Below are 23,800 nucleotides of genomic sequence, written 5' to 3' on the forward strand. Positions count from 1 at the left end.
CAATTACTCAGTTCTTTTCGACATCGCTCTGGAAAGGGTCGGGCCAATCTGATTGAGCGGAAGCACCTGATCAGCGGCACCCATCTTGGTAGCTGCTCCTGGCATTCCCCAAACAACACTCGTTTGTTGATCTTGAACAATCGTGCTCCAACCAGCGTCCTTTAACGATTTCAAGCCAGCAGCTCCGTCGCGCCCCATACCTGTTAACAGCACGGCGACGCCTGGTCGCATCGATGTCTTGGCTAAGGAATCAAACAGCACGTCCACAGACGGTCGATGGAGATGCTCGGCTGGCTCGCGAACGTATTGTAAGACACCTTTGGAGGTTAACACGAGATGATCCTTCGTGCAGGCAACGCCGATGGTTCCCACTTGCGGCAGAATACCCGCCTCAATTTGGCGAACCGGCACTTTGACCTCTTGTCCAAGCCATTCGACAAATCCTGGCACGAACAACTGATCGAGATGTTGAACGACCAAAATGGAGAAGTTGATGGGAGGAGCAAGACTCGCAAGTAGCGTGGCCAGCGCTTGCGGTCCACCGGTCGACGCACCAATTGCCACAATCGGCACCGAAGCCGTTTGCGATCGAGACACCGAAATCTGCGAACCTGAGTGCGTTTGCTTCAACGCCACGTCACCAGAGCTCTGGAGTCGTACGATGTTACGTAGTTTGCGTTTGAGCTCGTCGCCACCGGCGATATTGCCGTCGCGGCCCAGCACCGGCGTGTTCACGGCATCGATCGCGCCGTGCCCAAGCGTCTCGTAGACTTTGTTCGAATTTCCACTCACTGTCGCAGTCACGACAAGAATCGAGCACGGGCTTCGTTGCATGATCTGCCGAGTTGCTTCGACACCGTCCATGACTGGCATGATCAGATCCATCAGCACGATGTCCGGCGTATCTGACTGGCATCGATCAACTGCCTGTTGCCCATTTTCAGCGATCCAGGCGACCTCGGCGTCCGGCAGTGAAACGACAATGCGGCGCAAGACCTCCGCTGCCATTCGGACATCATTAACAATGGCGATGCGGATCAATCCATTTCTCCAATCAAGTCGGTCACCGTTCTCGTGAAGGAATCATCGTGAAAGCTCCCCTTTGTCAAATAGGCGTTGGCGCCCGCCTCAAAGCCCTGCAATCGATCGTCGTCACGATCTTTATACGAGACGATGATGATCGGAAGATCCACGAAGCGGGGATCCTGGCGGATCGTCCGAATCAGCTCAATGCCATTCATTCGGGGCATGTCGATGTCACTCACAACGAGATCATACGCCTTAGCCTGCAAGGCGTGCCAGCCGTCTCGGCCATCAACCGCCACGTCAACCTCGCAGCCCATCGCTGTGAGCAGCTGTCGCTGGGTCTCTCGCACAACAATGGAATCGTCGACGACAAGCACCTTCGGTACAGCTTTCTTGTCGTGGGTGGCCAACGATGTCATGCCGCGCATTCGCCCTTCACCCAACAACTGACCCATTGAATTTAGGAGATCCTCGACGTCCAAAATCAGCAGCGGATCCCCCTCTTCGGTCACCGCAGCAGCAGAAACGTGAGGCACCTTGCCTAGACGCGGGTCAAGCGGACGCACAACCAGATCCTGCTCGCCAATGAATTTGTCGACAGCAATACCACAAAGATGCTGAACCTGGCCGATCACCACAACACACAAGGAATCCTCGGCTTGAGAATTGTCACTCAGATTGAGAATCTCCGTGCCACGCACAAGACCGACCGACGTCTGATCGAGAGTAAATTGCAATCTTCCCTGCACAGGGCTAATCGCACCGATTGGCACTCGCTCAATACGGTGAAGTTTGGCCAGAGGAAAAGCATATAACTCGCCGGCAATTTCTGCTAGGGCGGCACGGATGACCGAAAGCGTTACGGGCAGACGCAGAGTGAACGTGGTACCGGCCCCCAACTTCGACTCAACGCGTACGGTGCCGGAAACATCTTGAACCATCGAACGCACGACGTCCAAACCAACACCGCGTCCCGAGACCTCGGTCACCTCGTTTGCTGTGGAGAAACCTGGCAAGAAAAGGAACTCAAAGACTTCCGCATGACTGAATTGTTCCGCCATCGAACGGGCGGCCAAATTGCGCTGGACCAATTTGTCTCGCAACGAATCAACGTCGATTCCGCGACCGTCATCTCGCACTTCAATGGTTAGCATTCCAGCGTGATGCCGGGCTTCTAACGTGACCTTTCCCGTCTCTGATTTCCCTGCCGTACGCCTTTCCTCAGGATTTTCGATACCGTGATCGACACAGTTACGAAGAAGATGATTGAGCGGCGCCTCCAATTTGCGCAGAATGTCGCGGTCGACTGCCACGGATTGTCCCAATACCGTAAAGGAGACTTGTTTACCGAGTGCTTTTGATAAATCCCGAATCATTCGGGGAAACGATTGCGTGCCTTCGACGAAAGGACGCATGCGGCTACCGACGACTTGCTGGTAAAGTGCCGTCGACGTTCGCTCCGATCGCCAAATCGCTCGTTCGAGGCGCCCTGCATGTTGCTGAAGTATCTCATCCGTGGCGGCGTGGATGCGTTGAAGTTCATTCCTTACAAGGTCGGATTCGCCGGTTGTCGTGCCGGGGCCACCGATTCGTTCCAACAACTGCGAAAAACTGCTTTGTACTTCTCTCAAAGCAGTCAGAGATTTTTGCATTGATTGCAAGTTGCGTGCTTCGACGATCAACTCGCTAGCAAGTCGCATGATGCGATCAAGATTCTGAGCGTTAACCGGAACGGTCCGCTGGTCCGTCACCGCCTCAGGTTTTCTTTCCACGGATGACTCGGAACCCGCCGTCTCTGCCTGTGCTGACGACGTCCTCTCGGATTCAACGAGTGGCGTGTTGCTCGAGGTGAGTGGCTTCTGGGTCGCGAGCAATTCCTTGCTTACCGGTGTAGTCGTTTCGGTTTGCAGGGCCGTTTTGGCGACAGGGTCCGGTTCGACCTCAGCAATGTCTTGAGTAGCGGCGGGCTTGGATTCCCTCGCCGGTTCTCGCAATGAATTGCTCAGTTGGAGGCATGGATCACTTCGCGAAGACTGCCATGCATCGAGTTCATCTTCCGACAGTTGCGTTGTTTCTCCGATGAGATCCACTGCCGCAAGCAATTGGTCAATTCTCGCCGATTCGATACTCTCAACACCCTTCTGGAAACCGACAAAGCAGTCCTCCATGGTATGGGCCAATTCGACGATCATCTTGATGTCCGCGATGGCGGCCGCTCCCTTGATCGAGTGCGCCGCCCGCATCAGTTGCTCGATCTCGGAAAGATCCCCTTGATCCCCCTCAATCGCCAAAAGTCCCTCACTCAGAGCGGCGAGGTGCGAATCGACCTCGCCCTTGTACAACTCAAAGATTGAGAAACCCGATAGATCACCACTCATCGCAAAGCCGCCTGAAAACCGCTGACGACCCGCTGCAGATCAAGCAGGGCTACCGTTTCCTGATCGAGTGGGACGAGACTTTTTGTGTAACGTGCTAAGGCGGCGTCAACGGTAATGGGCGGCCTTCGAAAAGTGTCTTGGGTAAACGCGATCACGCCCCTTACCGAGTCGATCTCCACAACCCAGTGGTTTGGCTCGTCTCCCAAAACGATCATCCATCGCTGCTTTTCCTTTGTGCGATCACGAGTCCCTTCCCTTAAATCCAACAGCTTTTCGAGGTCGGCGCAAAGCATCAAGTCTCCATCTAAATTGCATAACCCACGAATAATGTGATTGGACCGGTGCGGGATCCGGTGTACCGGAGTCGCTTGAGTCACTTGATGGACCTCCACCGCCTTGACGGCCATGAGTTCCTCGCCGACTTGGAAGACCAGTAAACGAACAACGTCCTGATCGCCCATCTCGAGTGGCATTGCAACACGCCGTGTACGCTCTCGAAGGTCATCGAGCGATAAGGGCTTGTCCAGCAACCGCTGTATTGCCGCCTCATCGTCCGTGTCAACCTGTAGCTTGACGTCTTCGTCCGTCGATTGGATCGGCGTGTTCATGGCTCAGAATCCGATAGCTTTTGGGGCTTGGCCTCGTGAGCACGAATGGCACGTTGCCGAAAGCGGGATGCTTGTTCCGTATTTCCAAGTCGATCATAGATAATGGCCAGTTGCAACAATGCCCCATCGTGGTCGTGCTCGAAATAGAGGACTTTGTTAAAGGCTTCGCGTGCCTCTTGGATCTGGCCCAAGCTGAGCTTGATGCTTCCAAGTAGCTCATAAAAATCGGGACCGTTCGCAGTGGGCGACTCGATAGACTCCAGTACGGTGATCGCATCCTCAATTCGCCCAGCGTTCGCCATCGCGCGAGCATCCGCTAACGCCTGGGTTTGGCAAGTCTTCAATTCGGCAGTTGGCAGATCGATTCGGTTCTGTGGCAAAGCGATCTCAAGTTCGTCCGCATGAGCTCGACTTCTTTGCCGATCCGTCACTTGTGGCAGTTTGCGAGGACGTAGCAAGGGCGGCTGCGCGATGGCCCGCGAGTGTTTTCGACGCAGAGCGAAGCTGTGCCTCACTCCAATCGGCTCGAAGCAGTCTCCAGCAAGAATCGAAACTTCAGCGTGACCGACAAACAGAATACCACCCGGGGGTAGGAGCGACGAAAGCAGGAGGGACAATGTCGTTCGCGCAGAATCATTCAGATAGATGAACAGATTTCGGCAGAAAACAACATCGTAGATGGTCGAACCGACTGGCCACGAGCCGTTTAAGATATCCCGATCCATGAATTCGACGTTTGTCGTGATGTTGGCGTGGACCTGCATGGCGTCTTGAGTGCGATGGAACCATCGCTCCGCCCAAGCAGGCATGGGCTCTCGAAACGAGTTGTTGCCGTAAACGGCCCGACGTGCAATCGCAACGGATGCTTCATGGCGATCAATCGCATCGATGCGGATGCCGTCATCTGGCCACCCTGATTGCACCGCCGCCATCTTCATGCTGTACGGCTCTTCGCCAGTCGCGCAAGCAATACTAAGCATCCTCAAGTCTTGCCGAGGTCCACTCAAAAGATCGGCGCTGTGATTCACCAGTAAATCGTAGGACGATGGATACCGAAAGAACCATGTTTCGGGAACGGAGACTTGTTTGACCAAACGTTCTGTTTCTAATGGATCTCCAATCACGAGCCGGTGGTACGCCAATTCATCGTCCAACCCTAATTCGAGACAACGACGTTTTACAAAACCCGCGATCGTTGGCGTCTGTAAAAGGCCGAGGCTGAGCCCAGTCTGTTTGGCGAACTGCTGCTGCATTTGTGTGCTTGCATTTGCAGTCATGAGTCCATTGCCTGTTGGTTGAGACACGTCGGCAGACGCGATGGGGTCGTCAATTGAACCGTCGAATTTCCTATGCAGGCAACCGGCCCCAGAAACGCGATGGAAGACAATTGGCATGATCGAGATTCCTCGCCCTTGTCGAAATCGACATCCTCGCTGCCGAGAACTTGTTCAACGATCAAACCCAGGTGGTGGCGGTCGTCCTGCGTATCGTCCGACGGGCGGATCACCAAGATGCGACTTGCCATCCGAATCTCACTCGCGGTATGGCCCAACAAGCGAGACGAATCCACTAGCGGCAAGAGACGGCCTCGATAGTCGAAGAGTCCTTGCAGCCAATCCTCGCTTCCCACCACCGGTCGCGACTGCACCACGGGGATGACCTCGATGATGGATGACGAAGGCGTTGCATAGCGTTGGCCCTTCGAAGTCCAAATAACGACGTGCATCTCAAGACTTCAACTGGAATGAGGCGATGGAAGATTTGAGTGATTCAATTGCCTGCTGCAAATCGTCAGCAGCGCGAGAGTATTCGTGGATCGCATCGGACGACTGAGCCGCATGGGCTGTCAATTGCCCCATCGCACTGCTAATTTGCTCGGCTCCCTGTGCTTGACTCTGCATACTCTCATTGACGCTTTCAAATTGCTGCGTATTGCTGTTGACCTGCTCAATGATGTCCGACATTTGCTGGCTGATCGTCGCCACATCCTTGACGTTGCGACGGACGTGGTCAGTAAACCGGTCCATTTCCATCACGCCGGCGGAAACGGCCGACAACATTTGACGAACCATCTGTTCGATATCTAAAGTCGCAGCGGATGTCTGATCGGCCAGTCGACGAATCTCGCGAGCGACGACGAGGAATCCGACACCATATTCGCCTGCCTTCTCTGCTTCAATCGCAGCATTGACCGACAGCAGATTCGTCTGATCGGCGACCTTCGTAATGGTGGACACAACACCTGTGATGTTCGACGCCTTGTCGTTGATGACCGCCAACTTTTCTCCAATGGAACCGGTGGCTTTGTCCAAGTCACGCATGCTCTCTTCCATGTTCTGTAACCCGGATCGCCCAGCGGTTGCCAGTTCGGCCGTGCCCACAGCCACTTGACTGACGTTTTCCATCGTGCCAAGCAATTCCGTATTGGTAGAGGAGATCTGTTTGGTCGCAGCTGCAATTTGATTTGCCGAGGAACCGAACGAGCTCGCCGTCGCCTTTTGTTGATGGCTTGTTGCGGAGAGTTCGGTTGCCGTCGAATTCAGCTGAATGCTCGCTTGTTTGACGTTGCCTACAAGACGATTCAAGTTCACGGTCATGTTGCCAATCGAGTGAAGTAGTACACCGGTCTCGTCCACGCACTCTTCCGGGGCCGCGAATTCCAATTCTCCCGTCAAATCGCCCGCGGCAATTCGCTTGGCCGCTTCAACGGCCTCGTTCACGCGTCGCGCCAACCGAACGGTCATCGCCAACAATAACGCTATGATCAAGAAGATTCCACTCAATGCAAAAATGAGACGGGACCGAAGCTGGGCCCAGATCGGTGCCAAGACAATACTCTCTGGCTTTCGCACCACAACCGTCCAATTGCCGACAGGCACTCGCGCCGCAGCAAAGTAGTACTTTTCGCCCTCACTTGGGTCAACTTCAAGCAGCGGCGCGTTCATGTTCTTGTCCTTCATCAATCGCACAAACAGTTCTGCTGCTTGGATGTCTTCCACGTTACGAGTCAAGAGCCTTTCGTTGCTGACATCCAGTTCGCCGTCGACGGGATCCAACGAGGCCGCAATGAAATTGCCGTTTGCACTGATTAAGAAAATATCGAATTCTTCGGACTTTGCGATCCGCCGCAGCATCGTATCAATATCAGCAAGGGCAAAATCGACGCCTGCAACACCCTTGAACTGACCATCGATTACGATCGGATATACCTGCTCGGTAATCATCTTGCCTTGATAAACGTAAGGTTCCGTTACCTTGTAAGCTGGCTTTCCTGTCTTTTCGAAGTCCTTCTTTGCGCCGTTGTAGTAGAGGCTCGACTCCATATCGACCAAGGGTTCTAGCGAAGTTGTACGTCCCTTGGTCGAGTCGACAAACCAATACGGAATAAAGCGACCGTTTGGGTCCATTGCCTCGGTCGGCAATTTTCCAAGCGACTCGCTATCCTGCCCGTCAGCATTCGGTTCGTAACCAAAGTAAGCACCCGTGATGCCATCAAAATTCTCGAGAACGATACGAGCGTATTCGATCGACGCTTCGCGGTCACCGAACATCCCCGCGACCTGTGCGTCAGCCATTCGCTGTGCCGAGATCACAGCACTGGCATTCAAGTCTTCAATCTGAGTCGCGACGACTCGGGCTTGAAGCTGGATATACTCTTCTTCGGATTGCCTTAGATTTTTGAAGCTTGCCAGGCTCGACAGATAGATAACCAACGCAAAGATCAGGAGGGTTGGCAGCACCACAAACAAGAGCATCCGACCAACGAGCCGGCGGCGAATCTTATGAATCAATTCTAGCATCAATCGGTCTGTGAAGAAGGCATCAGTGTAGTTTCCTCGGAGACTCTTCGAGCGTAGTTCACCTACGAGTCGCAAACAAGAGTAATGGTCAAAGCAGTGCCATCGAATCAGCGAATTCTCGGGGAATGATCGCCCACTACGACAACCTCGAGACTTGTCTTCTTTGGTTTATTCCGCTCGTAACGGTTGGTCGGTAAGCTAGCGGTAGAGCATGTGCCGTTGATCGGGGAACTGAAGACGCGTGAGATCCTTGTCCCCCCTCCGTTGAGGCCCGGGTTTCTTGACTCGCCAGAGTTCGAGATTCAGATGAATCGCATCCGCTCCCGACTCACCTTGTTCCAGATGCTCCGGGACTATAGGTAGCCGGCCTTGCCTCCCTTGTCCAATACAAGCGACCCTGATTCTTGGCTGTGACAAAGCGTCAGACTCGCTGCCGCGATCACCCCTAATCTTCGTTATCTTCGTTGCAATCTTCTCAATCCCTAAAGTTTGCCTGTCTTGCCAGTCGATAAAGGTCGAAGACGCTCTCTCGGTTTCTGGTTTTTCAGCATGGAATGGACAAACGACTCGACGATTTCCCGCATCGGTTCCAGCCGCTGTCGGCTCGTCGCGGTCTGTTTCTTCGTGGCATTTCTGACGCTTACGTGCCGTGCTCAGGAGTTGCAGCCAAGGCGCTGGAGCCATCTGCCGATCGATACCAATTTCCTTGGTGGCGGCTATGTGTTCACTCGTGCCGATATCGCCTTCGACCCTGTCCTATTGTTGGATGACGTTGAGTCGGAGTTGAGCACGATTCCGTTGAAGTACATACGGACCTTTGAATTGTTGGGAAAATCGGCGCGAGTCGACCTGGCACAGGCTTACCAGGATGGTCAGTGGAGCGGATTGATCGATGGTGTACCGATTCGTACGACACGTCATGGTTGGTCCGATACGCTACTGCGTTTCGCAGTGAACCTAATTGGTACGCCCCCTTTGGCCGGTAAAGAATTCGGCGAGTATCGGGCCTCGTCCATGAGTGAGTCGATTCTGGGTGTGGCGCTCGAAGTACAACTTCCGACGGGACAGTACTTCAATGACAAGCTGATCAACTTGGGCACCAACCGGTTCACGTTTCGGCCTCAGTTGGGAGTAGTGCACCAGGAAGGTCCATGGTCGGTCGAAATGACCGTCTCCTCCTGGTTCTACACGGACAACGAAGAGTTCTTTAACGGGAATCAACTCAAGCAGGATCCGCTCCATACGGTCCAGGGGATTATCGACTACACTTTCCAACCGGGGCTCTGGGTTGGCACTGGATTCGCCTATGGCGCAGGCGGTAAGTCAACGGTGAACGGAATTCAAAAAGATGATCCAAGGGACTCGCTCATTTGGGGACTTGCACTTGGCTACCCCATCTCGAAGCAGATTGGTGGCCAGCTTACGTATCTGTCGCGACGAACTCAAACACCGGTTGGCGTCGATTCGGACAGCCTTGCAGCAGGATTCTCCGTTCTCTGGTAACCCAAACGGAATCTTCGTCGATTTGAGTAGCGGATCTCATCGCCGTGTTGTTTCCTTCTCTGATTTCCCGAGCGGACTCGCCTGATATTGAGCCCGTCACCCAGTCGTTGAGTGTGGGGTCGGGGCCTTATCGATAGGGAACGACGCAAATTTCGCGATGACGCTTTACGTCTCGCCGCCGGCACAATAGATTTGCAACTCGATGCATGCCAACCCTCCTTCCGCAAAACCTTTGCCTCTCTGAGCTTTACGAATGCCTCATCCTCATCGCAATCGTCGTCTGCAAAACTTTGTGACATTCAGTCGGTATATGTTTCGCTATGCAGGCTACATTCGCGAAGTCTTGGCAGGCTTGCTGTTGTTGATACTCCTTTGTGGCGTAGCCATTTCGCATATTGAAAGGTTGAGCTTGGGCGAAGCGCTCTACTTTTCCTTCATCACGGGATTGTCGATAGGCTATGGCGACATCACTCCGGTAACGCCATTGGGACGTGTGCTGTGCGTCTTCGTCGGACTGATTGGGACCGTGTTTACCGGTCTTGTCGTTGCAATTGCAACTCGCGCGCTTGCCCAAGCGACTTCCTTTCGTTGGGAACAACGGGAACACGACGAAGAGTAGCACGCAATTAACCGCGATGCTGTCTATTTGCACACCAGCGTGTTCACCTCCCTCGCTCACATCATCGGCACTCGCGCACATCGGCGGCGCGCTACAAACCGCCAGCGCCAAGGTGCTCGGAGAACGCAGTGATGAGCTGAATGTGAAGGTTCGTCTCGTCCAATACCGACCGAGACAGCAAGGTTGCTGAACGCGTCTCCTCGAGCGACATCTGGCCGATTGGTGTTCCGTAGGTTACTGTAGACAGCTCCCGAGAGTCCCGTACTGAAAAATGGCAATGTGTTTCGTCGGGGTGACTGTATTGGAGAGAGGTTCCGTGAAGAAGATAGCTCAATCAACGATCGTCCTTGCGGTGCTGTGCGTCTCCGCGATGGGTTGCAAGTCGAAACGAGACGAGGTTGAGGTGAAATCGGCGCGGCCGGTTTCTGTACTCACGCTGCTGGAAACGGATCCAGGGAGATTCGATCGCTATACCGGAGCGGTTGCTTCGTGGAAGACCGACAAGCTTGGTTTTGAGGTTGCCGGGAGAGTTGAATTTGTCGTCGAACCGGAAACGGATATCCTCGGCGATCTCTCGGAGCCTGACGCAGCCGGTTCCATTAGCGGAACCGAGTTGGCCCGCCTCGATCCAACCCGATATGAACTGAGTGTCAAGAGCGCCAAGGCCCAGATCACGACAGCGGAGAAGCAACGTGAAGCGGCTCAGATTGAACTCGATCACGTCATCCCCGCGCAGCAGGAAGCCGCAGCAGCCCAAGTCACTTTGGCAGAGATCGAGGTGCAACGAAATGAAAGCCTTGTTGCTCAGAACGCTGGCTCCCAACGAGACCTCGATATGGTTCGTTCCAAATTTGCGGAGGCACAAGCGAATGTGAAGCAGGTGCAGGCCCTGCGAGAAGCCAAGGGGGCCGAAGTGGCATCGATCGAGGCGTCGATTTTGGAACTAGAAGAGGCACTTCGAGAGGCGGAACGTGATCTGGCCGATTGTCGGCTCCACTGGTCGGTACCAGGCCAGGTTGCCGAGGTCCACGTCATCGCAGGAAGTTATGTTGAGCGGGGCGATCCGGTCGTTACCGTTCAAATGATGCATCCCATCAAAGTTGAATTTGAGGTTTCGGCGTCGACCGCTCAAAATTTGAACCATCGCGAACAGGTCAGAATCTACATCCCGCAACCGGACGGATCGATCCTTCAACAGGTGGCTGTGATCTACATGATCGATCCGGTCGCCGACCCCAACACGCGTACCTTCACGATCACCTTGATGTTGCCCAACACAAAAACACAAAGCGAATTGCCGGCGGAATTCGATAGCCAAGTCGTGGCACGCACCAGTACAATCGGGATGTTGATCGCAGGCTTTGGAGCGAACCCGAAATCGCTATTCGTCAAGGAGCAGAGCCTACATCAGGACGATGATGGTTATTACATCCTAAGGATCCTCAACCAGCGCATCGGCATGCTGAGCCAAGAGTCGCAGCGAGTTTTGAAAGTGGAGAAGCTGCGAGTCATTCCTGGGGAATTACGGATCCCGATCCTTGGGATCGCCGTGCTGAGGGAGGTTGAATTTGCGGACGGTGTGGAGATGGACCCGACGACCGACATGTTCGTCGAGGAAATCACTTTGCCCGCAGGGAACGAAGAAGCCTGGTCAGGGGATCTGGTCTTTTACGATGTCCAACGTTGGAAACTTCGCCCAGGGGATTTGGTTTCGATCGACTTGGCGGGCGACCAGACGCAGCCCGGTTTCTACGTACCGTTGGACGCAATCATGGAACGATCAGGCACTCATTTTGTGTTCGTCATCGACCAGAGCGAGGATCGGAGTACCGTCCGAAAATTGGAAGTGACGGTTCATGATCCGGTCGGATCGCTGCGACGGATTGAGGCCGTTGATGATCAGCCGCTGGAAGAGGGTGCCAAGATTGTCGCAGCAGGTGCCGTCTTCCTCAATGACGGTGAAACCGTGAGTGTCGCCGAGGAAGTCGAGGTGCGACGGTGAACCTTGCCGCCTTTGCGATCAAGTATCGACCGATTGTGATCACGATCACCCTGTTGCTTCTGCTATGGGGCGTGATCTCGGTATTGACGATGCCCCGCCGGGAAGATCCTCAATACACCGTACGGACCTGCGTGGTGACCTCGGTTTGGCCGGGCGCTCCTGCGGAGCAGGTCGAGAAGTTGGTCACCAAGCCACTCGAAGAGGCGATCGACAGTATCGATGAAGTGGATGTCGTCTACTCTGAAACCAACGTCGGCATCTCCACGATCTACGTGGACGCGGAAGACTCGGTCACGTCGGAGCAAATCGACAATGTTTGGAATAAGGTTCGAGCTCGAGTCCAGCGCGTGGAAATGCCTGACGCAGCAATCGTGCCCGATGTGAATGATGAATTCGGGGACACCAATGTGATCGTGTTCTGTGTCTATCAGCAACCACTGGAAGGCGAGCAGACGATTCGCGAAGAGCGACGCTATACGCTGCGCGAGTTGGATGTCATTTCGGAACACATCAAGGACGAGCTTCGACTGTTGCCCGGTGTGGCCAAATCAGCCGAGTTCGGCGTGCGTCAAGAGGCAATCTATGTCGAAACCGACATCGCAACTTGGTCACAATTGAACCTAACCACCACGCAGTTGCAACAATTGGTTGAATCGCGAAACATTGTCGCCAGTGGTGGCAGCATCGACACGGATGTGGGTCGCTTTTCGGTCAAGCCCGGAGGTGAGTTGGACGCGGTCGAAGAATTGGATTCGATCGTTGGTGGAAAGGCAGGGATCAGCGAGGATGGCAGCGATGGACGCCCCGTGTACCTGCGCGATCTTGGTATGAAGATCGTGCGCGAGTACGAAGATCCGCCAAAGCTGATCTGTCGCTATTCCGATGCCAACACGACGCAACCCGCCGTGGTGGTCGCGATGACAATGAAAGCCGGTTCGAATATTGTCACCATCTGTGATGCGGCGAAGCAGCGAGTCCGAGAAATGCAAACGGTTGAACAAAGCGTTCCCGCTGACATCGCGATCACACCCATCTCGGATCAGTCGCAAAACGTCAGCAAGAAGATTAGTGACGTCGTCAGCAACGTGATCGGTGCCATTTTGATTGTTGTCGTAGTGGTGTACTTGATCGTTGGATTTCGATCGGCCGCGGTGATGGCGTCGAATATCCCCGTGGTGGTCCTGGGGGCGATCGCCCTGGTTACCCTGTTCGGCGTCGAGCTTGAGCAAATCTCACTCGCTTCGCTGATCATTGCGTTGGGGTTATTGGTCGATAACGCCGTCCAGGTATGTGATCAAGCGCGGACGAACCAGATTGCGGGGATGAATCCGGAATCCGCTGCGGTGAAAGGTTCGAGCCAAGTTGCGAGCCCCATGTTAATGGGCACGGCCACGACCATCGCCGCGTTCGCACCCATGCTGTTAGCACTGCAGGGAAGTACGCGAGAATACGTGTATAGTTTGCCTGTGACGCTTTCGATCACGCTGGCGCTCAGTTGGGTCCTCGCCATGACCTTCTGCACGATCCTGGCTGCCGCTTTTATTCGCGCGCCAAAAGATCCGAACAAGCCCAGCGCACCACTCCCTTGGTTGATGTCATTGCTGTCGCGGCGCAACAAAAGGGGCAACGCAACCGGTGCCGAAAGCGACTTGGGCGATAAGCTTTTTAGGAGTTCAGTCAAGGCGGCAATCGATTACAAATTCGTCACCGTCGGTGTGGCGATCGCATTGTTCGCGCTATCGCTAATGTTACCTGTCGGCTCCGAGTTCTTTCCGCAGGACCTCCGCGATCAATTCGCGATTGAAGTCTGGCTACCAGAAAATGTAGCGATCGAGAAGACAGACCAAGCGGCGAAGCAGGTCGAAACGATCCTTCGAAAACTGAGTCCGTCCGTGGATGCCGAGGGCAATAAGACAGACAAGATTCGTGCGATTCGCTCGATGGTCGGTGGCGGAGGCTCGCGTTGGTATCTGGGATGGGCGCCCGAGTCTCGAAAGCCGAACTATGCTGAAATTTTGGTTCGAACGACCGACGCAACGGATACACCCGAACTCGTGCGTCGCTTGCGCGAGATTGCCGAGAAGGGGGATACATCACTTGACCTGAAGCCAGTGGTCGGAGCCCGCGTCGTCCCTCAAGAATTGCTGATGGGGCCCTCGGGCGATCCGGTTGAGCTCCGAGTTTTCGGCCCCGGCTTTGCCGATATAAAGACACTGCGGCGATTCGCAGACCAAGTCAAGGAGATGATCCGCAACTATCCTGGCACCTGGGACGTTAGTGATTCATGGGGCGTCTCCGGATACCAGTTACGTGTTAACGTTGACGAGGACGCGGCCAACTTGGCCGGGATCAGTAACTCGGGAATCGCAAGAACTTTGAATGCCTACTACAGTGGCCATCATCTGACCACGTTTCGTGAAGGCGATCATCTCGTGCCCGTTTTCTTGCGGCTTCCGTCAGCAATGCGAGGCGATTTGGAGCAATTGCCGACAGCGCCAGTGGAAGGAACCTACGGAAAAATACCGCTCAACGCATTTGCCGACGTCGATGTACGTTGGGAACCGGCCCAAATTCGTCGACGTGATCTAAACCGCGTGATCGAGGTGCGGTGTCAAGTCGAACCCGGTGTCCGCGGAAATGACGTGGTCAATGCGATCATGGCTTCCGACGAAATGCGCCAATTAATTAACGAGATGCCGCCAGGCTTTCGCGTCGAAGCAGGCGGCAACTTAGAGAACTCGCAGGATGGCGCTGCTCAGTTGTCCGCGGCTCTGGGAATCTCGCTGCTCGCGATCATCCTGCTGCTAGTGATTCAGTACAACGGCTGGAGCAAGCCTCTGATCATTCTGGCGACGTTGCCACTGGCCTTGATCGGTGCATTGCCGGGGCTTTACATCACCGGTAACGCCTTGGGATTCATGCCTCAACTGGGAATTCTTTCGCTCTTCGGCATTGTGCTCAACACGGGCATTATCTTCATGGAGTTCGCCGACATCTTGATTTTGAAAGCGGCCGAAGAATCCGATGGGACTGGCCCGATATGCGGCTTGACCGTTTCTGAGTTTCGCGGTTGTCTTGTCGACGCATGTAGACAGCGGCTGCTGCCCATCTTTTTGACAACCGCAACAACCATTGGAGGACTTTTGCCGCTCGCGATGGCAGGGGGTCCGCTCTGGGAGGGCATGGCTTGGTGCATGATTTTCGGATTGATGGTCGCCACGCTATTGACGTTGCTTGTGGTGCCATCGCTTTACAGCATTCTCGTCGAACATTTTGGTGTAAAGCCTGTCAAGCTGAGTCAAACTTAGTTCGCACACGATTCGCCGCTGGACGCTCACGTCGCGGCATCAGCTCAGAATCGCCACAGAAACGGATTCATCACTAACAGCCCAACTGCATTCATGCGGATGGAATGCGTGAATGAATCGCGTGCGGTCTTCAGCGTAGCCACAGAGATCACCGAGGGCACAGAGAAATGAGCGATGGACTAACGGAAAAGATTATTGGCGCAGCAATCGAAGTACATCGAATTCTCGGCCCTGGTTTGCTGGAGACGATTCTACGAAGAGGCCCTTTGTCTTGAGCTCGGCTTACGAGGTATTTCCTGTGAGCGTCTGATCAATTCCAGCCAATCCCGACTGGTGGACGGAATCAAACGCCTCTCTCTGTGACCTCCGTGGTCTCTGTGGCAAAATATCCGAGCCTTCCGTTCGCCCTGCTACGAGGGTGGAAACAGCTTCGGATCTAGCTGTGACAACAACTGCTTTAGCTTCGCAGCCGACTCATTCGCAGCCTCCGCGCCTGCGATCGCCATCTCGTCCGCCCGGCTGAACTCCGAAAGGTCGAACGCCGATACGTCCGATTCAATGACGAAATCTGCGGGCTCGACTCCGATCGCATTCATGTTGAATGCCTGCACAAGTTGCCCGCGCATCAGCACTTGCAACGCAGAGAAAAGCTTGAACTTCGGAGTCGTTCGAGCGGATCGAATGTCCATGAAGTCTTGCTCCAACTGCGCTGTCACGCTTGATGCCAACACAAAGTTACACCCATTTTCGACGAGTACATCGGCGGGAATATTGTTGACCAAACCGCCATCGACGAGTGCTCGTCCGCTGCTGACGCGTGGATTCGAGAGCACAGGCAGGTTGATACTTTCCAAAATCGCATGGGTCGCATCGCCCGTGCCGCGAACCACTTGGACTCCCTCGACCAAATCGACGGTTACCGTCAACATGGGAATCGCAAGTTGTTCCAGTCGTGCTTGGCCCAGATACTTTCGCAACATGGGATCGAATTTGTTTTTCCGATATTTGCGAAGCAGGTACCAATAACCGCCACCGGGCATCTGGCGATAGGCCCAGGGTAGACTTAGGTCCGTTTTGAAGCACTCCACTGCGTAGTCGGCGTCCATTCCTGAGGCGTAGACCGTTCCGGTCATCGCTCCGGCACTCGTGCCGGCAAGCATGTCGATCACGATTCCGTTTTGTTCGAGGGCTTTGAGGACTCCCAAATGGGCCATACCGCGTGCCGCACCGCCACCCAAAGCCAGACCGATTTGGATACCTCGCAAATAATGAATGATGCGTTCGATTCCTTGCTGCAGGAGTCGACTTTGCTGCTTCGAGGGCGATTCAAATGAAACCTTAAAGTCGCGTTCCACCAACTGGCGCTGCTCGGGTTCGTGGGGAGCAACCTGAGTTTGGTTGTCGAGTAGCCATACGAGCCGCACTTTGCTTTTCAAGCCCGCAACTCTCTCCTGTAGCGCTCGTAAGGTGCCGATTGCTGTTTTGGCATCATCGGGACGGACGCACCATAGCACCGCATCGACATAGCTGAACATTCGTGCCAGATGTTCAAGCGAATGATTCCCACGTAGGTCGATGAAGATGCGTCCGAACTGGGACCATTCCTTCAACAATTCTCCACTTTGCTGCGCGGTGAAGAGTTCGCCATTCTTGAAGATGACGCGGGAAGGAACACCGTCGATCGGTCGCCATTGCGGATCATCGGTTGCCACGCATGGATGACTTTCAATCTGTTGCAAACGTGTCAACAGCTGGCGCGTCAGTGGGCGTGAGGCCTCGGATTGATGAACCATCCCGACCACCGAAGGTTGGCTGAGGGTTCGATCCACTTCGATGATTTGCTTGACAATGCCAGCGGCCAATCGGTACACACACATCTGAAGGTCAGCGTGTTTGGCAACGATCTTGAGCATCGTCTGAAGTTCCAAGCGAATGACAGACGACGCCTCGGTCGCCACGACATTCGTACGGGATTGGTCGGCAATCGCGACCGAAAACAATCCGAACACGGATCCTCGGACCAGCGATTTTTCGAGGATCTGGTTGCCGAGTGAATCGAACAACGTTGCCTGAAGCCGTCCGCTTACAATAAAGTAGACGAACTTCATCGGCTCTTCGGCGCGGTGAACGTAGTCGCCCGCTTGGTACTGGACCCATTCCCCTACCTCTGCGAATTCCCGTAGCGCCGTTTCACTGAGATCTTTAGCCCACGGCAGCCGTTTGAGTTCGATCGAAATACGTTCCTTAGGAACACGATCAGGTGATTCAGTCATGGTTGAGTCGTTTGGTTAGTTTACCGAACACAAATCGTTCTTAATCGGCTACGCGTTGTCAGGTTCTGCTTGGTGACGGGATGCACCACAAACTGCCGACCAATGAAGTGATCCTCGGAAGGCGGAGTCCGCATGGCTTCGTGTTTCCCGGCAGGAACCTGGAAACAAGTGCAAGATTCCCTGCGGAACAGTGTACAATTTGTCACCCTGCTCGCCGGCGTTAGTTGAGCCCATTCCGATTCTTTCTTAAAGACGGATTGCGCATTGCGCAATGCAATAGTGGTAGTTTTGCGAATAGCCATCCATCTCTTATCCGCCAATGATGATAGCGTTGTAAGTGATAACTTGACCTCGAGTGATCGGAGAAAGAAATGACTCGTACCCTATTGGCCATCGGATGGATGGGCTGCTGTTTCGCAGTTGCCTGTGCAGACGAACCCAATCCAAGAGCAACCGAAGAAGCGGCGATCCGCAGTGCCGTCGAGGCCTATGTCACCACTTTCAATCAAGCGGACGCAGAGGCTTTGGCTGCATTGTGGTCACCCGAGGCCGTCTACAGCAATCCCATCAGTGGCGATCAGGTGATGGGTCGAGAGGCAATCAAAAACCAATTCGCCGGTATTTTTGCCGAAACATCAGGTATCAAACTGACCGCGACCACGAATTCGATTGATTTCATCTCACCCAATGTCGCGGTCGAAAATGGTTCTGCCAAACTCGTTCAAGCGGATTCGTTGCTCGAGGCGAGCGAGTACACGGCAGTCTACGTTAAACGCGACGGCATGTGGCTACTCGATCGAGTGACCGAAGAGCCTGTGATCGAGGTTCCATCAAACTACGAACAACTGAAAGAACTGGAGTGGATGGTGGGTCACTGGACGGACCAGGATGACACATCCACGGTGACGACCGATTGCCATTGGACTCGAAACAACAACTTTCTCGTTCGTTCCTTCACGGTCCAGATTCGCGACCGCATTGATATGGCAGGCATGCAACTCATCGGCTGGGACCCCGCAGCAAAACAGATTCGCTCGTGGGTCTTTGACTCCGATGGCGGATTTGGAATGGGCACGTGGACAAACAAAGGGAATCGCTGGTCGGTTCAGAAACGCGGGATCTTACCGGATGGTCGAAGGTCCTCCGCTGTGAACATTTTCACACAACGGGATGAAAACACCATGACGCTTCAGTCAGTCAACCGAATGGTGGACGGCGAGTTACTACCGAACATTGATGAAGTCGAAATAACGAAGGAATAACGGAACCATGAAATCAACGATTCAAATAGGCTTGGCTGCGTTAGCGATCGTTCTAATGACAGTCGGCGAAGCAGATGCTCGGGGTGGACGCGGCGGTGGCGGCGGTGGATTTTCTGGCGGCGGCGGACGTAGTATGGGAGGCGGCGGCTTCTCGGGCGGCGGGATGAGTCGCCCCAGCCCGTCCATGAGTCGGTCCCCCTCGATGAGCCGACCCAGCCCATCGATGAGTCGCCCCTCTCCCTCCATTTCCTCACGACCCTCGACCGGTGCCATCGGCGGTTCACGACCCTCAACGGGTGCCATCGGCGGTTCACGACCCTCAACGGGTGCGATCGGCGGAGCTCGCCCCTCAACCGGTGCGATCGGAGGTTCACGTCCATCCACTGGACAACTCAATGACTTCTTGGACATCCGTCCGTCGACCGGTGCTGGACGCCCAAGCACGCTTCCAGCGAATCGTCCCGGCAGCGGTGCCGGTGCCATTGCCGGAGGTGCGGTTGGCGGAGCTGCTGCAGCTGACTTCTTGCGCAATTCCGGTACGCGTCCCTCGACGCTTCCGGCCAAGGGAACGGGCATTGCCGACCGACCCGGTGTTGGCGACCGACCGATTGCCGACCGACCGATTGCCGACCGACCGATTGCCGACCGACCGATTGCCGACCGACCGATTGCCGACCGACCTGGGCTGGAGAACCGGCCGATCGGTGATCAACAAATGACCGACAATCGTGCTGGACGCATCGAGAATCGACAACAATACCAAGACAATCGGCTTGAGCGTCGTGATGAAGTTCGCGATCAAGTGCATGACAACCACCCACGACTCGACTTCTGGTCCGAGTACCCGGGTTGGGCAGCTTGGCGAATCAATCGTCCCTATCGTTGGGCGACTTGGGGAGCACTGACGGGATGGTGTGCTGGATACGGATGGACGCAGCCGGTTCCCTATCGCTATGGCGAAACGGTTTACTACCAAGATAACTCGGTCTACCAAGGTGACCAAGTCATTGCGACTGCCGAAGAGTACGCTCAGCAAGCCGAGGAGATTGTTACCAGCGTCCCCGCTGATGCTCCGGCCGCAGAGGAAGCAGAGTGGATGCCGCTCGGTGTTTTCGCGTTAACCCAAGATGGCGAGGCAAGCGGCCCCGATCCTACGATGTTTTTGCAATTGGCCATCAGCAAAGAAGGCGTCATCGCGGGCACGCTGCACAATACGGCTACCGACAGCACTCAAACCATCGAGGGCGTTGCAGACAAAGAGTCGCAGCGATGCGCTTGGGTGGTGGAAGGAAAGTCGCGACCGATTATGGAAACCGGCATCGAGAATCTCACCCAAGACACCGCACCTGCACTTATCCACTTCGAGGACGATGAGACGCAGCAGTGGTTGATGGTGCGATTGGAAGATCCAACAGCCGCGCAGTAGTGGTCACCTCGGTTGTCCGCTGGATTCTGTTTGGATCGAGAGCGAACCCAGGGTGCGCCGCTCCGCATCGCCCCTGGGCCCTGGGCCCTGGAATCGAACTGCATCGAACCGCTTGGAACGTCAATTTGATTGCGGAGGTAGCGGAACCTGGTATGCCGATGTCAACTCGCTTACATGAAAATCTTTCCGTCACTGCAAGCGATGGCGAAACGTGGAAACCCCAACGTGCCGGTCATCGGAGCGGCCAAGGCGGGTTGGAATCTCGACCAATTCAAGGCTCGGGCGAAGGACAGCATCGAGAAACATGGCGGACTCGATTCTAACGCATTCGCGAAACTGACGGGACTGCTACGCTACGTCGATGGAGACTATAAGGACCCGACAACCTTCCAAACGCTGCGTAAAGAACTCAAGGATGCCAAGCGGCCAGCCCATTATTTGGCGATTCCGGCAGTCTTGTTTGGCGCGGTGGTGGAGCAGCTCGTAGAATCCGGCTGTGCGCAGGGCAAGCCGAGTCGGTCGAGTTGATGTTCAATCGGCAGTTGGGCGGTGAGGATATGGGCGTTTACGAGCGAGTGTTGACCGACGCGATGGCCGGCGACGCCACCCTGTTTGCTCGGCAAGACTACGTGGAAGAAGCGTGGCAGATCGTTGACCCGGCACTGAAGGCGAACACCCCTGGGATTGTTCATACTGGCTAGCCACGACAAGGAAGATTTGCTCGATTTTAGAGTAGTGGAACTTGTCAAGAGTTTCGGTCTGCCCGGGAAATCGTCGAAAGCTTGACGACTTCCGCTACGCCCGTACCAATCAGCGCACCGAGAACCATGGAGTCCAACATGAATACTGAAAAAAAACGATTAACAGAAGATGGCCCCGCTTGGAAGAAATGGGGCCCCTATTTGAGCGAACGTCAATGGGGAACCGTCCGAGAAGACTACAGCGAAGGGGGCGACGCATGGAGTTACTTCACCCACGACGACGCCCGGTCACGCGCCTATCGCTGGGGCGAGGATGGGCTGGCCGGTATCTCCGACGACCTACAGAGACTCTGCTTCTCGCTCGCTCTTTGGAATGGAAAAGATGTCATTCTGAAAGAACGTCTGTTCGGTCTCACCAACAGCGAAGGCAACCACGGCGAGGATGTTAAGGAGTACTACTTCTATCTCGACAGCACGCCGTCGCACTCGTACATGAAGTACCTCTACAAATACCCGCAGGCAGCATTTCCGTATCAAGACCTGATTGAAACCAATCAGCAGCGAGGTCGGAATGACTATGAATACGAACTACTCGACACGGGTGTCTTCGACCAAAATCGCTACTTCGATGTTTTTGTCGAATACGCCAAAGCAACGCCCGACGACCTGCTGATTCGGATCAGCGTCCACAATCGTGGCCCTGAGGCAGCCGAACTGCACCTGCTACCAACGCTCTGGTTCCGCAATCGTTGGTCGTGGGATGAAACTCCGAAAGAGTCGCTGCTTCAGCGAGAAACTGGATTGCCTGGGACGGTCGTGCGTGCCGACGAGCCAAAACTGGGGACTCGTTATCTCGCCTGCGATGGGGAACCAACTTTGTTGTTCACAGAGAACGAATCGAACAACCAGCGTCTTTTCAACTCGCCCAACGCGACTGCCTATGTCAAAGATGGCATCAACGAGTATGTCGTCCATGAAAACAAAGAGGCAGTCAATCCAGAGCAGAAAGGTACAAAAGTCGCTGCACAATACGTGCTCAACCTCGCTGCTGGCGAGTGTGGCGTGGTCCAACTTCGTTTGAGCAACGTTGCCCCAACGGGCAAATCGGGTGCGAGAGCAGGAAACGACGCTGCGTTCGGAAAAGCGTTCGACAACCTCATGCAATCGCGGAAAGACGAAGCGGACGAGTTCTTCGCGGCAACCATTCCCACTTCATTGGATGACGATGCTAAACGGGTCGTTCGCCAGGGGATCGCTGGGATGCTCTGGTCGAAGCAACTCTATCGCTATGACGTGCATCAGTGGCTCAAAGAACGGGGTTCGAGTCCCTTCCAACGCAATCGCAAAACGGCACCACGCAACGCGAGTTGGCACCACATGTACAACGCCGACGTCATCTCGATGCCGGATAAATGGGAGTACCCCTGGTACGCGGCTTGGGACTTGGCATTTCACGTGTTGCCGCTGTCGATGGTCGACACCGATTTTGGCAAACAGCAGCTAAAACTCATGCTGCAAGAACACTACATGCACCCCAACGGTCAGATCCCTGCGTACGAGTGGAACTTCGGCGACGTCAATCCTCCGGTGCATGCTTGGGCAACCATCTTTGCTTACCGCATGGAACAGATTCAAGAGGGCCGGGGCGATACCGAGTGGCTCAAGATCTGCTTTGAAAAATTGATGTTGAACTTCACTTGGTGGGTCAACCGCAAGGATCGTGATGGACGCAATGTATTTGAAGGTGGTTTCCTAGGACTCGATAACATCGGTGTGTTCGACCGCAGTTCACCCCTGCCCACGGGCGGATACTTGGAACAGGCCGACGGGACTGCGTGGATGGCGCTGTTCAGTCAGAACATGATTGAAATCTCGCTTGAGCTTGCCATGAGCGATCCGAGCTATGCCGAGATGGCAATTAAGTTCATCGAGCACTCGATGTGGATCTCTGCGGCGATGGACAACTTGGGTGATGGCACCGGAATGTGGGACGAAGAGGATGGATTCTTCTATGACGTGCTCCGTCTTCCCGATGGGCAGGCACAACGTTTGAAGGTTCGATCCATGGTCGGACTCTTGCCGCTGTGTGCTGCCACCGTCTTGGAAGCCGAACAATGCGACAAGCACCCGCAAATTCAAGAGCGGTTCCAGTGGTTCCTCAAAGCCCGCCCCGAACTTTGCACGTCGATTCATGACCCGCGCAAAACAGGAGTCAACGGGCGTCGGCTTTCGTCGATCTTGAGCGAAACCCGACTGCGCCGCGTGTTGGAGACGATGCTTGACGAAGACGAGTTTCTCAGCCCGTATGGACTGCGGTCCATTTCGCGTTTCCACGCCGAACATCCCTACGCCATCTCAGCCGGCGGTCAGGTACACCAAGTTTCTTATCTACCCGCAGAGTCGGATTCCGGCATGTTCGGCGGCAATTCAAACTGGCGAGGCCCGATCTGGATGCCGGTCAATGTGCTGATTATCCGGGCGCTATTGCAGTACTTCAGCTATTACGGCGAAGACTTCACGGTGGAGTGCCCGACCGGTTCGGGTCGTCACATGAATCTGTATCAAGTTGCCGAAGAACTTGGACGCCGGCTCGCGAGCATCTTCCTCAAGGATCAAGACGGACGGCGTCCGGTCTACGGAGGGATCGAGAAGTTCCAACAGGATCAACACTGGAAAAATTGTCTTCAGTTCCACGAATACTTCCACGGTGACAACGGGGCCGGTTTGGGCGCCAGCCATCAGACCGGTTGGACCGGTGCCATTGCCAAGATCATGCAAATGTTCGCAGCCTTTTCACCCGAGGCGATGCTTGACTCAGGTAAGGACACGAAAGCTGCGAAGGAGGTCCGACGTCAGACCCAAGAATAATCGAAAAACCGTCTGTCACTAACTGG

At 54.8% G+C, this 23,800-nt stretch carries 17 protein-coding genes; 10 read left to right on the forward strand and 7 right to left on the reverse strand.

Annotated features, from left to right (window positions below):
• Positions 1-3: 3 nt before the first annotated feature.
• Genes cheB through Poly41_RS30745 form a run of 6 tightly spaced genes read right to left on the reverse strand, consistent with a single transcriptional unit; the run spans position 4 to position 7,812 of the window.
• Complete coding sequence (gene cheB, locus Poly41_RS30720; RefSeq protein ID WP_146531202.1) at positions 4-1,041, reverse strand: chemotaxis-specific protein-glutamate methyltransferase CheB; 1,038 nt, start codon at positions 1,039-1,041, stop codon at positions 4-6.
• Positions 1,038-3,404, reverse strand: coding sequence for a hybrid sensor histidine kinase/response regulator (locus Poly41_RS30725; protein WP_146531203.1), 2,367 nt, complete (start codon positions 3,402-3,404; stop codon positions 1,038-1,040). Before Poly41_RS30725 ends, cheB begins: the two co-directional genes overlap by 4 nt.
• Entirely contained in the window at positions 3,401-4,012 is a 612-nt protein-coding gene (locus tag Poly41_RS30730; RefSeq protein ID WP_146531204.1) for a chemotaxis protein CheW, read from the reverse strand. Before Poly41_RS30730 ends, Poly41_RS30725 begins: the two co-directional genes overlap by 4 nt.
• A complete protein-coding gene (locus tag Poly41_RS30735; RefSeq protein WP_197231881.1) occupies positions 4,009-5,289 on the reverse strand; it encodes a CheR family methyltransferase in 1,281 nt (426 codons plus the stop codon). Before Poly41_RS30735 ends, Poly41_RS30730 begins: the two co-directional genes overlap by 4 nt.
• A complete protein-coding gene (locus Poly41_RS30740; protein ID WP_146531206.1) occupies positions 5,286-5,738 on the reverse strand; it encodes a chemotaxis protein CheW in 453 nt (150 codons plus the stop codon). The genes Poly41_RS30735 and Poly41_RS30740 overlap by 4 nt, the downstream gene beginning before the upstream one ends.
• A 1-nt stretch (position 5,739) precedes the next feature.
• Positions 5,740-7,812: a methyl-accepting chemotaxis protein gene (locus Poly41_RS30745; RefSeq protein ID WP_146531207.1), complete on the reverse strand. Its 2,073-nt coding sequence runs from the start codon at positions 7,810-7,812 to the stop codon at positions 5,740-5,742.
• Positions 7,813-8,361: 549 nt separating this feature from the next.
• On the opposite strand from Poly41_RS30745, the gene Poly41_RS30755 reads away from it, so the two are divergent.
• The 5 genes from Poly41_RS30755 to Poly41_RS35260 all read left to right on the forward strand — a co-directional run bounded on the left by Poly41_RS30755 (position 8,362) and on the right by Poly41_RS35260 (position 15,519).
• Positions 8,362-9,315 carry a transporter gene (locus tag Poly41_RS30755; protein WP_146531209.1) on the forward strand — a complete coding sequence of 318 codons (954 nt, stop codon included), beginning with the start codon at positions 8,362-8,364 and terminating at the stop codon, positions 9,313-9,315.
• A 253-nt stretch (positions 9,316-9,568) separates the two neighbouring features.
• Positions 9,569-9,934, forward strand: coding sequence for a potassium channel family protein (locus Poly41_RS30760; protein ID WP_146531210.1), 366 nt, complete (start codon positions 9,569-9,571; stop codon positions 9,932-9,934).
• 316 nt (positions 9,935-10,250) lie between these two features.
• On the forward strand, positions 10,251-11,936 hold the full coding sequence (locus Poly41_RS30765) for an efflux RND transporter periplasmic adaptor subunit (RefSeq protein ID WP_197231882.1): 1,686 nt from the start codon (positions 10,251-10,253) through the stop codon (positions 11,934-11,936).
• Positions 11,933-15,244 (forward strand): efflux RND transporter permease subunit, encoded by a 3,312-nt coding sequence (locus Poly41_RS30770; RefSeq protein WP_146531212.1) that lies wholly within the window; start codon positions 11,933-11,935, stop codon positions 15,242-15,244. The genes Poly41_RS30765 and Poly41_RS30770 overlap by 4 nt, the downstream gene beginning before the upstream one ends.
• 167 nt (positions 15,245-15,411) lie before the next feature.
• Positions 15,412-15,519: a GxxExxY protein gene (locus Poly41_RS35260; protein ID WP_231616091.1), complete on the forward strand. Its 108-nt coding sequence runs from the start codon at positions 15,412-15,414 to the stop codon at positions 15,517-15,519.
• A gap of 135 nt (positions 15,520-15,654) precedes the next feature.
• Here the strand turns inward: Poly41_RS35260 and Poly41_RS30780 are convergent, their stop codons facing one another.
• On the reverse strand, positions 15,655-17,517 hold the full coding sequence (locus tag Poly41_RS30780) for a patatin-like phospholipase family protein (RefSeq protein WP_146531213.1): 1,863 nt from the start codon (positions 17,515-17,517) through the stop codon (positions 15,655-15,657).
• Between the two features lie 371 nt (positions 17,518-17,888).
• Between Poly41_RS30780 and Poly41_RS30785 the strand changes: the two genes are divergently transcribed.
• From Poly41_RS30785 to Poly41_RS30805, 5 genes are all read left to right on the forward strand, one after another.
• Positions 17,889-18,779, forward strand: coding sequence for an SgcJ/EcaC family oxidoreductase (locus Poly41_RS30785; RefSeq protein ID WP_231616092.1), 891 nt, complete (start codon positions 17,889-17,891; stop codon positions 18,777-18,779).
• A gap of 7 nt (positions 18,780-18,786) precedes the next feature.
• Positions 18,787-20,205: a hypothetical protein gene (locus Poly41_RS30790; RefSeq protein ID WP_146531214.1), complete on the forward strand. Its 1,419-nt coding sequence runs from the start codon at positions 18,787-18,789 to the stop codon at positions 20,203-20,205.
• A 174-nt stretch (positions 20,206-20,379) separates the two neighbouring features.
• The gene (locus Poly41_RS30795; RefSeq protein WP_146531215.1) at positions 20,380-20,733 is read left to right on the forward strand and encodes a hypothetical protein; all 354 of its coding nucleotides are present in this window, start codon (positions 20,380-20,382) and stop codon (positions 20,731-20,733) included.
• Entirely contained in the window at positions 20,733-20,906 is a 174-nt protein-coding gene (locus Poly41_RS30800; protein WP_146531216.1) for a hypothetical protein, read from the forward strand. The genes Poly41_RS30795 and Poly41_RS30800 overlap by 1 nt, the downstream gene beginning before the upstream one ends.
• A gap of 138 nt (positions 20,907-21,044) precedes the next feature.
• Positions 21,045-23,774, forward strand: coding sequence for an MGH1-like glycoside hydrolase domain-containing protein (locus tag Poly41_RS30805; RefSeq protein WP_146531217.1), 2,730 nt, complete (start codon positions 21,045-21,047; stop codon positions 23,772-23,774).
• The last annotated feature ends 26 nt before the right edge of the window (positions 23,775-23,800 follow it).

The organism is Novipirellula artificiosorum (genome assembly GCF_007860135.1).
Lineage (GTDB): Bacteria > Planctomycetota > Planctomycetia > Pirellulales > Pirellulaceae > Novipirellula_A > Novipirellula_A artificiosorum.